Genomic DNA, 13,968 nt, shown 5'->3' with positions numbered 1-13,968 from the left:
CTGCCAGCAGCGATCTCCATGGGTTTCGATAGTCTCATGGCTTTAAGGCGAAACCCACACGATTGTTCGAATGCTAACGGGTGAATATGCAATCACTGTCATCATCAGAAAAAGTCTGGTGATGCAGGATCTTGCTCTATTGGGTAACAGCAGTCGCTGCGGTCGTGCCACTTGCAACAATGCTTTTCTGCCAATTAAGTATGCTCTGCGAGGTTACTTCCAGCCCGGCCCCTTGCAAGGCTACCAGTTCAAAGTGCCAACGCAGATCTGCGACCGTCATACCTATCGCTACAAGAAACGCACTTTTAGACAGGTGCTTTCCCAGAATGTCCAATCTGCGTTTGATTTCCAACAGAGCCATGGATTTGTCAGTGATAAACCGATCCAGTTTTGAATTGCCATTTGCAGACATGCAAAATGGACGAAACTCTCTTTCGCTACCCTGTGCGAAAGCCAACCATGCCCGTGTCATCGCTGTCTGTTGGGCCGTTTGCGGATGTTTAAGGCCCGTTTCCGTGGCAACCGTTGCCAGTAGTTCCAAGGCCTCGTTCGGTGCCGACAGATTCAGCCCGTCGATCTCGACTGCGAACGTGTCGCGGGTGTGTTTCTCGGTGCGCGCTGTGGTTTGCTTGGCGATGAAGTGCCCGGTATTGAACACCGGATCGTTTTCAGAGCCAAACAGCTTTATGCAATCGTACCTTCGATCTGGCGGGTTTGTGGGCAGAAACCGATCTGTAGGGCTGGCCCGTTCCGCTATTTCTGGGACAATAAACGGAGCGCGCGTGGATGCCGTCTTTGCTGTCAACCTGCGCAAAAGAGGACGCGTGAACGCGACAATCGCGCGTTCTTTCAGGGTCGGACGCCCTTCCCTTCGATACAGACTGTTTGCGGCGGGCAGAATGGGGGTTTGCGACAGCTTTTGAAGCTTGGCCTCCTGATCGCTTTTGGTTGCAGCCAGACTGGGCCGGGCTTCCATCCTTGCGATCCAGGCGGCAGTATTTGGAAAACGACCCCGCAGAGCAATTCCGATCGCCGGATAGAGGGCAACCCTGGGCGCAACGGATAGATCGGCCATCGAGCATTCCGTTCCCAACAGAAAGGGACGATCCGACAGAGCCTGTTCAAGCTTGGCCAGCCAGCCGTGGTGCCACGCGACCAACGTCTGCTCTTCGGTCAGGCTGATGACATCAACCGACCAAACCCGAGTTTCCCAGGCGATGCCCTCATGACCCGCGCCGTTGTCTCGGGCGCGCTGCAGCGCCTCGTCCCGCGTTTTGGTCATCCGGGTGAACGGACCCAGCAGCCTCTGATACATCAGCGGGCGAAAGCGCTTGGCCATCACCAGTTCAGCCGCCTGCCAGTTGAACACCTGGGCCAGCTCTTCGGGTTGCGACGGGTATAGCTGCGGGGTGTCGGGGAAGGCTTCGTCCAGATACCGGGTGATGGTGTTGGCCTCGAACAGCACAAAACTGCCATGGGCCAAGGTCGGCACCACCCCGTTGGGATTCAGCGCCAGATATTCGGGCCGCTTCTGTTCCATCGCTGCCAGATCAACTTCGATCCGCTCAAACGGTAGCTGCTTTTCCAGCAGCGCGATTTTGACCCGACGGGCACACGGAGACCCTGGAGCGTCGAAAAGTAGAATATCTGCACCCATCGGAGCCTCGCTTTGCTTTTAAGCCTGAATGTCGATGGGCAGGGTGAAGTCCGCAAGAGCGGCCTCTACCTGTTCGGCATCCGCCGATGCCCCCAGCGACACAACCGCCACCATCCCGCGCTCGCGATCCTGCCGGACGGAAATATCCGCAACAGACAGCGCCTGTTTGCCCAGTTCCGCTTGCAGCGCGACGGCAATCGCGTGTTTGCGCAGATCGGGTTTGAACACCTTGCCCACAGCGGTCAACGGCAGCGCCTCGAGCACTTCAATCCGCACCGGGCGGGCGGCGCGTTCGGGGATATTGGCTTCAATATGTTTCAACAGATCATCAGCCGACACAGATTGATCGTCCCGCAGGGTGACATAGGCGACGGGCAGTTCCCCGGCATAGGTATCGGGTTGACCGACACCTGCGGCATTGGCCACCGCCGGATGCGCCATCAGCGCGTCTTCGATGATGGCCGGGTCGATATTGTGGCCACCGCGGATGATTATGTCTTTCGACCGCCCCGCCAGCCACAGATACCCGTCCGCATCCAGACGGCCCAGATCGCCCGAGCTGAGCCAACCATCGGCCAGCAGAACGCCCGCGTTCTTGGCCTGATCCGTGTAACCGGGGAAGACATTCGGGCCTTTGATCAGAACCGTGCCAACCTCATTCGTATCGCAGTCGCGCAGGATGTTTCCGGCCTCATCAACCTCGGCAATCTTCATATCCTGATAAGGCAGACGCAGGCCAACCGACCCGACCTTCCGCTCACCATGCAGCGGGTTGAGGGTCGAGACACAGGTGCCCTCGGTCATGCCATAGCCTTCGATCAGGCTGATCCCCAAGGTGCTTTCGACCCGTTCAAACAGGGATTGCGACATCGGCGCCGCGCCACAGATCGCGTATTCCAGCGAGGAAATATCGGCATCGCCAACGGGAACTTCCAACAGGCCTGCATACAGGGTCGGCACACCGGAAAACGCGCTGACCTTGTATTTGTCGATGATCTTCCAGAAATCGCCCAGCATCGTCTGGTTACGGTACCCTTGCGGCGTCGCCAGCAGGATATGCTCACCCCCTGCAAAGCTGGCCAGACCGGTCACCATGGCCCCGTTGACGTGGAACAGGGGCAGACCGCACAGCACTGTCTTGCCGGGTTCTTTTCCGGCCATCTGGCTGATCACCCAGGCCAGATAGGCCTGGTTCAGATGGCTATGTGTCGCCAGTTTCGGGACGCCGGTCGTGCCGCCGGTGTGAAACAGGCTGGAGATGGTATCGGGCGTAATCTCACGCTCGAACGCCAGTTCGTCACCTGACAGGCCGGTCATCGCGGCATCAAAGTCGATAACCTTGATATCTGCGCGTGGCGCGGCAGGAAGCGTGCGCGGACCCAACGCCTGTTGCATCTGTTCGGGCAGGTATTTCACCATGTCCACAAGCACCAGCCGCTTAACGCCCGGAGTGTCCTGCAGGGCCTCGGACACCTTGTCAAAGATACCGGTCTGCGGGAATGGGGCCAGAGCCACCACGGTTGCCGCCTTGGCGCTGTTCAGAATGCCCGCGATATGCTCGGGTTCGAGCAGCGGGTTGATTGGCAACGCGGCCGAGGCCAGCTCACCCCCCCAAAGCGCGAAATGCGTTTCCGGCAGGTTGGGCAGAATGATCCCGACCGGCGCACCGTCGGCAATGGGATGCAACGCGTTGGCCGCCCGGGTGATGTCTGCGATCAACTCACCATAGGTCCAGGTCGCAGGCTGTTCCTGAACCGAGCCCGAGAACAGGAAGGTCAGCGCAGGGGCGTCGTTGTAACGCGCCTTTGCCTGCTGGAATATCTCAACCGTTGTCTGGAATGGCATTGCCTGGGACAGAGGTGTCAGCTCGACCTCTTCGATGTCCTTGATGCTGGCGATTTTATTGTTGGTCATCTGTGCGCCCATCACCCGGCCTTTACCACATTGCGTTGCTTACCCAGGTCAATCTGACCATCATCAGTGCGGATCTGGCACTCGACCACTTGACCGGGCTGCAGATACCTGTCCACCTTGAGCTGCGATTTCATGAACAGCTTGAAGCGCTTTGCGGGGCTCATAAGGTTGGCAATGAACAACACCGGCTTGGGCGGCACGCGGATTGCGACTCCGCTGGGTGTGCCGGTCGCGATCATATCGCCCGGTTTCATGTCACGAATGCGCGACAGCTCATTCAACGTCTCGATCGGGTTAAAGATCATGTCAGAGGTAAAGTTGTCCTGCCGCACCTGCCCGTTCACGCTGAGCGTCATGTGCAGTTGGTCCCAGCGGCGGAAATCAGCAGGCTCGGCCAGCCAGACATGCGGGCCAGTCGGTCCAAAGGTGCGATAGCTTTTCGCCTTGTGGAACTGCTCGTGGCTGACCTGCACATCGCGGGCACTGACGTCATTGGTCAGAACATAGCCAGCAACCCAGTTTCCCAGAGTGTCTACTGTGGCGTTGATCGGACCCGTGATCGGGGCCTTGATCACCAGCGCCATCTCGACCTCATAGTCCAGCAGCTGCACGTGTTTCGGCCTGACGATGTCATCAGTTGGCCCGCACAGGCAGGACGGCGCCTTCTGAAAAAAGACGTTGTTGACCACGTTGGCCGGGTCGCGATGGATTTCGCGGACATGGCTTTTGAAGTTGGTCGCCTGGCAGATGTATTCACCATCCATGGTGACCGGGCTCAGCAACCGAACCGTATCCAGCTCAACGACGGTTTCGCTGACCGGCAGGCCCTTGGCATCCAGTTGCAGGACTTCCCCTAATGTCTGCGCTTCGGTGGCCAGAACGCGGATCGATTGGCCCTCGACCAATCCCCATCCAATGCCGCCCGCGTTTTCAAATCTTACAAGTTTGCGTCCCATATCAGTGTCCTATTTCACCCAGGTGCGCGGCTTTTCCCCGCCGATGCGAAGCAGTTTGCGCAGCTTGCCAAAGGTCATTTCCCTGCTGTTGCGTACATTCCGGATCACCTTGATCAGGAAGCCAGGCGTCAGCTTGGGCATCTCAAAGTCATGCGGCAACGGCGGCCCCCATTGATAGAGCCCCGCCAGCGTCAGCGGCGAAACATCCGCGGGCCGGTCCGAGGTAAACAGGTCGCTGTCGCAGAAATGTTCGAACTTGTCGCCGCAGGGATCGCGCCAGTAGTCGAACAACTGGCTGCCCAGAAGATGACGGCCCATGCCCCAGGCGTGTTTCCAGCCCTGGCCCATCATATGCTCTTGCCCCATCGCGATATCGTCCATGTCGATCACCTCGAATGCAGCGTGGCTAAAGCCGTTCACCACGTTATGCGCGATGACAAGAGTGTGGTGATCCGCAGGCTCTGATCCTTTGTCGCAGCGCAGGAACACAAGCCCGGCCTCGCCATCGGGCAGGGTCTGAATGTCGCTGGGAACAAGACCGAACGTCTGCATGTACCAGCGCGCCATCTGCTGAAATTCCAACGCCGCCAGAACGCAATGTCCGATCCGAAGAATGGTCGACGGGCGCAACGGCGGGCGCTGCATGTCGTTCACGCGCTCACGCTCGTTGATCGCGTTGATCTTGATCACGTCACGAACCTTGGGCGTATCCGGCTCGGGTCCTGTCACAGCACGGACCTCGTTCCCGGCAGGGTCGGTCAGGCGCACCTGTTTGCCCTCGGGCCAGTTTTCGGCCGGTTCGATGCCCGAGCTTCCCGGCAAACCGGCCAATTTCTTCAGGTCATCCTCGCTGCCGACATAGAATGCCAGACCGTCGAACTTATCCTTGTTGCCTTGCCGCACGATAATCGCAGGGCCAAACCCGGCTTCGGCCATCAAATAGGTGTTCTGATCGGTCCGCTCGCCAACTTGCAGGCCGAAATCGGAAAAGAACCGCTCGGCCTGATCCATATCCTTCCGAATAAAGCGGACATGCGCGATATCTAGGACCTTGACCACAGGGTCAGAAGCGCGCGGCAGCAGCGCATCAGGAGACAATTCCTTGGATAGGCTCATGCGGTTTTCCTTTCCTGAGCTGAGGTTGTGACGGGCGCGAGGTTGCGCAGGCGGTACTTTTGACAAAACCAATCCAGCTGAGGTGCAGCAGGCTGAGGGTCCAGAACGCCGGCAACAAACCGGTCCGGCCGGACCAGCAAAAGGCACGGCTTGCGCCCGGCCCAATCGGACAGCGTTCCGCTGCTATCCTGCAATCCGCGCGGCAGACCGACCGAAACCAGACGGGTATCAACTGCGCTCAGCGCCTGCAGGTCGTCGGGGTGCAAAACCCGCCGGGGATCGCAGCCCATACCAATCAGGGCAAAACCTGCGCCAAGGTAGTGATCAAGCGACTGCTCACCATCCGGCCCGGTCACGACGGGCTGAGGCAACATGTTGCCCACCTGCTTGCTTTTGCCGTCCTGCACCAGCGGCGACGGCGCGATGGTCGGGGGCGGCAGCAATTTGCCCTCTTCGGTCAGGCGCCGCCAGAACGCAAACTTGCTCAGAACCGCCAAGGCAGCGTCCCGAAAACGCGCGGTGATGGGCCGGGTCGGCATGATGACGCGGCCCAACAGGACAGCGAGCTTGGTCATCTCATCCACGCTTTTGCGGCGTTCGGTTTCATAGCTGTCCAGCAGCGCGACGTCGGCCTGCCCTTTGCAAACCGCAATCAGCTTCCAGGCCAGGTTGGCCGCATCCCGCATACCGCTGTTCAGACCCTGCCCCGCAAATGGCGGCATCACATGCGCCGCGTCCCCGGCCAGAAACACCCGGCCCGCCTGGAACCGTTCGGCAAATCTGGAATGGAAGGTGTAGATCAGGCAGCGTTCGATTTTGGTATCGGGCGAGCCTCCCAGCCCTTCCATCAGACGGCGCGCGGTCGCTTCTGTGACCAGATCGTCATCGTCATCGCCGGGCATTACCAGAAACTCCCACCGGCGACGGTTGTTTGAGACCGGCAGTGTGACGGCGGGGCGGTTGGGATCGCAAAAGAACCGAATAGTCCGGTCCGTGTCATTGTCGTTGTTTACGTCAATGACAACCCAGCGTTCCTTGAAGCTGAAACCGGCGAATTGAAAACCCAGTTTTTCGCGAATCCGGCTGGAGCCGCCATCGCAGGCCACGGCAAATCGCGCCTGTACCTGCGCGTGTTGCCCGGACCCAAAGCTGTACTGCACTGACACTTTTGTCTCAAGGTCGACGACGTCGCCTACCTCGGCACCTCGGATCACCTCGATGTGGTCACAGGGCTCGATCACATTGATCAGGCTCTGTTCCAACTCGGGCTGGTAATAGGTTCCGATCTGCGAATAGCCAAAGGCCGTCTGTATCTGACCGATCCGCATGATGGTCTGGCCTTTGCGTCCCACATATTGGACAGGCGTGTTTTCGATCAGGGTTTCACGTAGCTCGGTCAACGCCCCGATCCGGCTGAACAGCCTTAACGTTTCCGGATCATAGGCAATGGCGCGCGGCGACGTGTACATCGCTTTGCGCTTTTCAAGAACAATAACGGACAGTCCAGCCTGTCCTAGTTGGGTAGCCAGCGCCAAGCCTGTCGGGCCTGCGCCGATAATCGCAACATCATATGTATCGCGCACGGTCTTCATTTTCTCTCCTCCCAATCGACGCGCCTATTGGTTCGCTCGTCGATTCCCTAAAACGAGAATATGTGCTCTAGTTTGATAGATCATTCTGTTTTCAAATTGCAAGCACCAAAAAATAGTGAGATACTGAGCCACTGAATCCGGAGGAAAAAATGCAGATCCTGAGCAGTAGCAACGCTCCGAAATCCAACTATGCGCGCGTTGAGGCCAGAAAGCGCGAGCTGAGAATTACCATTCTGAAAGAGGGGCTTAACCTGTTTTCCCGCTTTGGACTGGATGGCACCAGCGTCGCTCAGGTCGTGAAGCAATCAAACACTTCGGTCGGTGCGTTCTACGGTCTCTTCAAGAGCAAAACAGATTTGTATCAATCTTTATTGGACGAAGCCCTGACGCCGGTCGCGGATCATATCGAACGTCTCTACAAACGGGATTCCGAGCCTCTGGCGACTTTGACCAATGGGCTGAGAATCACGTTGGATGTTGCGCGGCGGTATCCGGATTGGGGCAACTTCATCGCACGAGTCACATTGATCGCCGAAGGTTCGCAAAACGTCATGATTGGTCACCTGCAGCGCGACATTGGACGAGCCAAGCAACTCGGTCATGTCGGGGATTTGGATGATGACCTACTTCTCGCAATAGTTGCGGGTGCGTTCCTGTCAGGCGCGAGTTTTGCAAGCCAGGATCGGCTAAGCAAGGACATGATCACGCAACTGGCAGAGCGTTGCCTGATTGGAATGGGTGTGTCGGACGTCAAAGCCGCTGACCTGATCAAGACAGACCTGTCCGACGCAGCGTTTCAGTCACTTCTTGTCAGCTTTGACCCGGACTATTGAAACGATCCAAACCATAAGAGGTGTTGACCGCAGGCCTGTGGGGCGAACGACGGGCCATGTCCAAAAATGTCAGAGCCAGAGGCAGATTGATATTGTGTCGACGCTGGCTAGTTCAGGAACACTTTCACTCCAAAATACGGCCCATGCTGAGTTACATCATAGGCAAAGTCGCCGGTATCGAGAGTGTCACTGTAATCGACGCTAAAATACCGATAGCCGAATGTGATCGCGGTTCTGTCCCATGGTTGATAGTCAAAGCCGATATTCGCGCCGACCTGAAGGTCATTGCCGCCAGCGCCGAAACCGCCGAGATCCAGCGAGGCAATTGTCGTCCAGCGCGGGTTGAGCCGCCACATCCCACGGGCACCAATGACCGGTTCGACCCAGCTTTCGTCGCCGCCCAGAGTGGGTGGATTGGTTGGTCCCGGAGTAGTGAATCTGATCTCTTGTCGGATCGAGTTGTAGCGAATCCCGCCTTGAAGGTCGACGGTATAGCGCTGGTTGTCAGCACCATAGGTTCCATCCGCTATGCGATATGCTCCCATGATCGCGAACCACTTCTGGCGCACGTCTATATCTACTGCCGAACCGACTGGACCGCCAAGTGTCGTATCTTCGCCAATCCCTACGTAGTTGGCGTCGACTATGATGCCCAGATCACCATTCCAGGCTTCATAGCGACCGGCAGCAGCAAAATCGAGGACACTCAGGACATCTCCCAGATCAAGATCAAGATCGGCCGAAACGCCTGCTACCGTTGATGTTCCCGTGGTTCTGAGTGGCGTGAACAGATACAGGCCAACGGTGTGACGCCAATCCTCTTCATTCTGCCCAAGTGACGGAAGCGACTGGGCAGTTGCTCCGCCGGTCAGCAGCCAAGACAGTGCTGTGATACCCGCGGCGCGGATGGCTAACCTCATGACCATTTGTCAATCTCCTTACATATCACCCGAGGGAAAACGGGCGTCAGGTTGCGCACACACGCAAGTCTTTCCAATCACTTACTGACCGAAGACTGTTTCAGCAGAAAGGCCTCGACAGCAGCCTGTGTTTCCGGACGCAGGTTTTCGATGCCTTCGTAGGGAACACCGCGCGCGGGTTCGGTGTCGGGGTATTTTTCCTTGCGCTTCAAATGACGACCGAGAATACGCACGAATTCCTGACCACCCCAGGCCCCGACCTCGGTCGACACCGGGTATTTTTCATGCGTGTCGCGGTAGACGTCGAAGAAGTCCGCAAGGATCGCGCTTTCGCCGGATCCCGGTATACGCAGCTTTAGTTGGTCCTTGATGATCGCCCGAGGCGTGTGGACGGAATAGACGATCAGATGATCCCGCCTGCCTTTTGTTTCCCCCAGCAGCAGCAGCGCAGACTGGTCAACGCCGTCCACCAACCGGTCTCGGGGGATCCCTGCATCCGCGCCCGCAAACCGGGCCAGCGTTGTATAAAGATCGGAGACATGGACAATATCTCCGACGATACCGTCAGCTTCGATCATGCCGGGCCACCGGATGAAACTGTCAACGCGAATACCACCTTCGGACACGTCGCCCTTTCCACCCGCAAAAACCATCGGGGTGAACCCGGACTGAGGTGAATATTTGGTAAAGTGCCCATTGTCGCCCATGACGATAACGATAGTGTTTTCCGTCAGTCCAAGCGCGTCCATTTCGTTGAAGATATCCCCCAACCAACTGTCAAGAAGCTGCATCTTGTCGACATACAGCCCCCCGTTGGGCGATTGTGGCCCGCCGCGGCCTGCACGTGTATTGTCCAGCGGGATCAGCGGCCAGTACTGAAGGAAAAAGGGTTCTTCGCCGCCCGCAAGTTCTCGCATCTTTTCAAGCGTCTGATCCTGATAGCGCTTGTTCATTTGGTCGTATTTTTCTGCGGTCCACCGTTCGCCTGCGGCCATTTCGACTTCACGCGCGACGCCACCTCGTTCGGCCTCCAACCCGGTAACCATCGCGGCAGGATCCGGTCGGAAGAAATCGTCCAGAACAAACCGATCGTCGAAGTCCGAGATTCCGACTGAGACTTGCTCTTTGATGGCATCGTCGTTGTAAATCGTCAGTTGGCCCTGCTGATGCACCGGGAAACCGGCCCAATCGAACCCTTGATTGTGCGGCCAGGCTTCGGGGATGTCACCCATGTGCCATTTCCCGACATGAGCCGTCGCGTAGCCTGCCTCGGACAGGACCTCGGCCAGCGTGACCTCATCCGCAGGCAATCCGAACCCGGCAATGTCAACGGTGGTATCGCCCATTCCCATCCGAACCGGCAATCTGCCGGTCATCATGGCAACCCGCGTCGGCGTGCACGATGGTTCAGTATACATGCGCACCATGCGCATCGCCTCGTCTGAAAAGGCGTTGATATGCGGGGTAGAGTACCCACGAACAGCATTCAATTCGGGAATACCAAGGTCACCAAAGCCGATGTCATCGATCAAAATGTTCAGGATATTGGGTGGTTTGCCATCGTTTGAGCGGCGGAAGGCTTCCAGCAGCTGATCGACTTCCGCATTATCTGCGGCCCAGTTTTCGGCGTTTTGGGCCTCAAGAATATAGTACTCGGCATCATGAACAATCGGCGCTTCCTGAGCCGAAGCAAAATTGACTGCAAGACACATGAGCGCCGACAGGCCAGCCAGCTGTTTCATTTTGGGGCTCTTCATTGGCTATTTTCCTGAGTTTGGCGGGTTGCGTGTTTGGGATCGTTCTGCGCTTGAACGGAATCTGTTTTTAGAGGGGCGATCCGGTTGATGTCGGTATCGGGAAAGAATTCGACCCAGACATGCCAGAACATGCCCGATCGCAGGGTTTCGACACGGTTCAACTGGCCGCAATCTGTCTTGCCGAAAAAGTCGATGGCGGTGATGGGTGCCCCACTGTCATTGTACCAGACACCGACGCTTTCATAGGCGGGATCGTAGGACACCACGACATCACGACCGCCAACAGCGGCATTGATCAGCCCGTGATGTTCCGCAATGAAATCATCGGTCCAACACACCGCATCGTTACCGACTGTAATACCCCAGACATAAGTCTTGTTCGGAAGCCGATCATCACTGTGGCTCATGTTATCCATAACGGGCGCAGCCTCTTGATGCTGCTTCGCGATGCCAGAAGAAAACACCGTTTCGGTGAACGTGTCGAACAATCTCAGAAGCGGGTTCGAAGACGGTTTGTTCAGAAAGACCTCACCATCCGGGTAGGCTTTCTGAAAGCCGCGAAAGCTCATCCGAAAGGTTGGCCAAGGCTGCATCGCGGATTGCTTTGAGGCGTCGCTGTCAAAATAGCCATAGATCTGCTGAATGGGCTCTCCGGTGGAGTTGTCACGCAGGATAAGGTTGTTGCCATGCTGGGCCATCACTTCCAGATCCAGTCGTTTTCCGTCAATAATCGGCTTGTAAGCCAGACCCAGATTGGCCATTGCGCAATAGGTCATGACGATATCGTCGCCCCCCAGACCTTGCGCGTTTCCTGCCAGATGAGGCCGCATCAACTGCGCGTCCGAATGCGCGCGTGCGTGGCCATTGTTCTCGATCACAAGAACACTGGCTGAAGGGTTGATGAAATCCCGGGCCTCGGCAATTGGATAGTAGTGCGCGCTGCTTTGCTGATTGCGCAAGCCCACGTGAACCCAAATCCACGGAAACGCGAAAAGAAACACGATCAGCACTGTCACCGCAGGCGCGCCCAGGAAGAAAAGCCAGCCGGGACCGCCGCCCATCAAATGACCAATCAACATCAGGATCAGCCCGCCGATACCTGCTGCAATATAAACATTTTCATTGCGAATGAAGCGGATCATATTGTTCCGTTTGACCTTCAGCACCATCTGGCTGATGTCACCAAGGTCGCGGAAATACATGAACCCAATGGTCAGCGATATGATCAGCCCGACATAAAACAGGAAATTGGCCAGCATTGAGACCGCCTTTGTTTCTAGACTAGACTTCGGGAGGCTTTGGCCTTGCCGCAAGATAAAGCCGGATTTCTTCCTCAAGCCCTCGAAGGCTGTTGATTAAATCAGAGTAAGTTGGATCGCTGGCATCGCAGGGCAATAGTGCGGACAGACTTTCGTAGTCGGTGCAGATTTGTGCGAACACCGTGTCCGAGCTGCGTAGGCGCCCTATTTCGTTCGCCTGATCCGGAAACAGTATCGACAATGATTCCATTGTGACCCCAAAGTTCTTGATCTCGGTGATGCACCAGCGATGAAGCGTTTCTTTCCCCCTTTTGCAGAGCAGTATTGCCTAAATTCACTTACATATTCAGGTATCTTAACGTATGTTACGACGTAACATGTTATTTTTCAGTGGCTTACAGACTGACGACACGATGCCATCCACGAGTTTGCAACCTGCACCGAGCACCGATCCGAACCGAAAAATCCCGTCCGAGGCGGAAATCAGACAGGCTCTGGCGGCGATTCTAAGCAGTCCCGAATTCGATGGCGCCGAACGGTTGCAGTCTTTTCTGAGCTACATCGTCGAAAAACTCTTGGCGGGCCAGACCGATGATATCCGGGCCAAGTCAATCGCCGAAGACGTCTACGGCGTTTCACTGGACGCAACCGGTGATCCTATGGCTGTTGTACGCGTGGATGCCGGTCGCATGCGTCGACGTCTGGCGAACTATTATTCGAATTCCGGCAAAGACCAGAGCCTGCGTATTCATGTTGACCCTGGCGGTTATGTGCCGCGTTTTGAGACGCTGAGTTCGGACCCGACCCAAACCCCGAAACAATCATCTCGTGCCCGTTGGCTTTTGGGGTCCGCAGTTTTGGCCGCGCTGGCCATCAGCTTGGGGGCTGCGTTCTATTTCAACGCACCTGAGACACCTCAAAACGAGGCCGGTTTCTCCGAAAACGTCAAACAGCAACAAGCGGTCAGAGAAGCGCTGTTTTCGACAAATCCGACAAAATTGCAGGCAGTGAACCTGGCCAAGGAAGCACGTCCGCTGATGTTTCCGGTATTGGACCGCGAACGCCTGCAGGCCGTGCGTGGCATGTTCGAACGCGCAATCGCATTGGACGAGACGTATTTTGGTGGTTACGCGGGATCCGCCCAAGCCACGGGTATCCTGGCGATCACAACACCGCCCGGTGAAGAAAAAGATGCCTTGTTGGATTTCGCCCGAATGCGCGCGGAAAAGGCAGTGGAACTGGCGTCCGATGAGGGATGGAGCCATTCTGCACTTGCACTGGTTTCCTTCGCCAATCGGGACTTCGATGTTGCACTCACACACTCATCTCGTGCGGTCAGTCTTGCACCAGAAGATATTCATGTGACCAACTTTGACGCCTTGTTTGCCTTGTTTGGTGGAGCATTCGAACGAGCCGTCGCATCGGCCAAACGGGCACGGGACAGTGACGCGGCGAACCAAAGGTTCCCCTATAGAAGCGTTTTGGCATCGTCCAGCTATCATCTTGGCGAATTCCAAGCGTCGGTGGATCAGTTCAACGCGGCAATACGGCTGGGGGACCCCGTAAGCGCGATCTCTATCGGGTATCTTGCCGCCAGCTACCAACGGCTTGGAGAATACGAGCAGGCCAGAGCCACGGTTCTGCTGTTGGACGAAGCCTGGCCGGGTTACCCTCTGGATTCTCTGTTTCGGACCTTGTTTGCCGACCAAGCCCATGCCGAGGAAATCCTGGACGCGCTTGACGAAATTGAGGCTGCGCACACCGAACCATGATGGTCTTTGGACTCTGGCGCGCAGAAACCAACACCGGACTGTCTTCATTGTAGTCTGCCGGTGCCGCCCCGATTGCACAGCAGCACAAAGGGTTTCTAGGCAGGGTGGACCACATATGGCGCGCACTGCGATCACAGGAATACAGGCCGGACATTCCTAAAGCTCCCTCGTTTCCGGTCCGACCCCAGAGCT

At 56.8% G+C, this 13,968-nt stretch carries 10 protein-coding genes; 2 read left to right on the top strand and 8 right to left on the bottom strand.

Annotated elements, in window-relative coordinates:
• Nucleotides 1-136 precede the first annotated feature (136 nt).
• The 5 genes from ACR0L4_RS15870 to ACR0L4_RS15850 are packed head-to-tail and all read right to left on the bottom strand — an operon-like array spanning nt 137 to nt 7,235.
• Complete coding sequence (locus ACR0L4_RS15870) at nt 137-1,657, bottom strand: glutathione S-transferase N-terminal domain-containing protein (protein ID WP_480514117.1); 1,521 nt, start codon at nt 1,655-1,657, stop codon at nt 137-139.
• An 18-nt stretch (nt 1,658-1,675) separates the two neighbouring features.
• Nucleotides 1,676-3,571: an acyl-CoA synthetase gene (locus ACR0L4_RS15865; protein ID WP_480514115.1), complete on the bottom strand. Its 1,896-nt coding sequence runs from the start codon at nt 3,569-3,571 to the stop codon at nt 1,676-1,678.
• 11 nt (nt 3,572-3,582) lie between these two features.
• The gene (locus ACR0L4_RS15860; protein WP_480514113.1) at nt 3,583-4,527 is read right to left on the bottom strand and encodes a fumarylacetoacetate hydrolase family protein; all 945 of its coding nucleotides are present in this window, start codon (nt 4,525-4,527) and stop codon (nt 3,583-3,585) included.
• Between the two features lie 9 nt (nt 4,528-4,536).
• Entirely contained in the window at nt 4,537-5,643 is a 1,107-nt protein-coding gene (locus ACR0L4_RS15855) for a VOC family protein (RefSeq protein ID WP_480514111.1), read from the bottom strand.
• A complete protein-coding gene (locus ACR0L4_RS15850; RefSeq protein WP_480514109.1) occupies nt 5,640-7,235 on the bottom strand; it encodes a bifunctional 3-(3-hydroxy-phenyl)propionate/3-hydroxycinnamic acid hydroxylase in 1,596 nt (531 codons plus the stop codon). Before ACR0L4_RS15850 ends, ACR0L4_RS15855 begins: the two co-directional genes overlap by 4 nt.
• 149 nt (nt 7,236-7,384) lie before the next feature.
• On the opposite strand from ACR0L4_RS15850, the gene ACR0L4_RS15845 reads away from it, so the two are divergent.
• Complete coding sequence (locus ACR0L4_RS15845; protein WP_480514107.1) at nt 7,385-8,068, top strand: TetR/AcrR family transcriptional regulator; 684 nt, start codon at nt 7,385-7,387, stop codon at nt 8,066-8,068.
• A 107-nt stretch (nt 8,069-8,175) separates the two neighbouring features.
• On the opposite strand, the gene ACR0L4_RS15840 is transcribed toward ACR0L4_RS15845, so the two are convergent.
• The 3 genes from ACR0L4_RS15840 to ACR0L4_RS15830 all read right to left on the bottom strand — a co-directional run bounded on the left by ACR0L4_RS15840 (nt 8,176) and on the right by ACR0L4_RS15830 (nt 12,004).
• Nucleotides 8,176-8,994, bottom strand: a complete 819-nt coding sequence (locus tag ACR0L4_RS15840) for a hypothetical protein (RefSeq protein ID WP_480514105.1) — start codon at nt 8,992-8,994, stop codon at nt 8,176-8,178.
• Between the two features lie 71 nt (nt 8,995-9,065).
• Nucleotides 9,066-10,730 (bottom strand): sulfatase-like hydrolase/transferase, encoded by a 1,665-nt coding sequence (locus ACR0L4_RS15835; protein ID WP_480514103.1) that lies wholly within the window; start codon nt 10,728-10,730, stop codon nt 9,066-9,068.
• Between the two features lie 11 nt (nt 10,731-10,741).
• Complete coding sequence (locus tag ACR0L4_RS15830; RefSeq protein WP_480514101.1) at nt 10,742-12,004, bottom strand: DUF3179 domain-containing (seleno)protein; 1,263 nt, start codon at nt 12,002-12,004, stop codon at nt 10,742-10,744.
• Between the two features lie 413 nt (nt 12,005-12,417).
• On the opposite strand from ACR0L4_RS15830, the gene ACR0L4_RS15825 reads away from it, so the two are divergent.
• On the top strand, nt 12,418-13,776 hold the full coding sequence (locus ACR0L4_RS15825) for a tetratricopeptide repeat protein (RefSeq protein WP_480514099.1): 1,359 nt from the start codon (nt 12,418-12,420) through the stop codon (nt 13,774-13,776).
• The last annotated feature ends 192 nt before the right edge of the window (nt 13,777-13,968 follow it).

The organism is Ruegeria sp. AB5 (assembly GCF_056542645.1).
The sequence above is the reverse complement of the archived record's forward strand: the minus strand, read 5'-3'. Positions and strand labels throughout refer to the sequence as shown.

What these genes read in the sequence shown, in the direction of transcription:
- ACR0L4_RS15870 (WP_480514117.1), bottom strand. Translation starts at nt 1,657, where the DNA reads ATGGGTGCAGATATTCTACTTTTCGACGCTCCAGGGTCTCCGTGTGCC.
- ACR0L4_RS15865 (WP_480514115.1), bottom strand. Translation starts at nt 3,571, where the DNA reads ATGACCAACAATAAAATCGCCAGCATCAAGGACATCGAAGAGGTCGAG.
- ACR0L4_RS15860 (WP_480514113.1), bottom strand. Translation starts at nt 4,527, where the DNA reads ATGGGACGCAAACTTGTAAGATTTGAAAACGCGGGCGGCATTGGATGG.
- ACR0L4_RS15855 (WP_480514111.1), bottom strand. Translation starts at nt 5,643, where the DNA reads ATGAGCCTATCCAAGGAATTGTCTCCTGATGCGCTGCTGCCGCGCGCT.
- ACR0L4_RS15850 (WP_480514109.1), bottom strand. Translation starts at nt 7,235, where the DNA reads ATGAAGACCGTGCGCGATACATATGATGTTGCGATTATCGGCGCAGGC.
- ACR0L4_RS15845 (WP_480514107.1), top strand. Translation starts at nt 7,385, where the DNA reads ATGCAGATCCTGAGCAGTAGCAACGCTCCGAAATCCAACTATGCGCGC.
- ACR0L4_RS15840 (WP_480514105.1), bottom strand. Translation starts at nt 8,994, where the DNA reads ATGGTCATGAGGTTAGCCATCCGCGCCGCGGGTATCACAGCACTGTCT.
- ACR0L4_RS15835 (WP_480514103.1), bottom strand. Translation starts at nt 10,730, where the DNA reads ATGAAACAGCTGGCTGGCCTGTCGGCGCTCATGTGTCTTGCAGTCAAT.
- ACR0L4_RS15830 (WP_480514101.1), bottom strand. Translation starts at nt 12,004, where the DNA reads ATGCTGGCCAATTTCCTGTTTTATGTCGGGCTGATCATATCGCTGACC.
- ACR0L4_RS15825 (WP_480514099.1), top strand. Translation starts at nt 12,418, where the DNA reads ATGCCATCCACGAGTTTGCAACCTGCACCGAGCACCGATCCGAACCGA.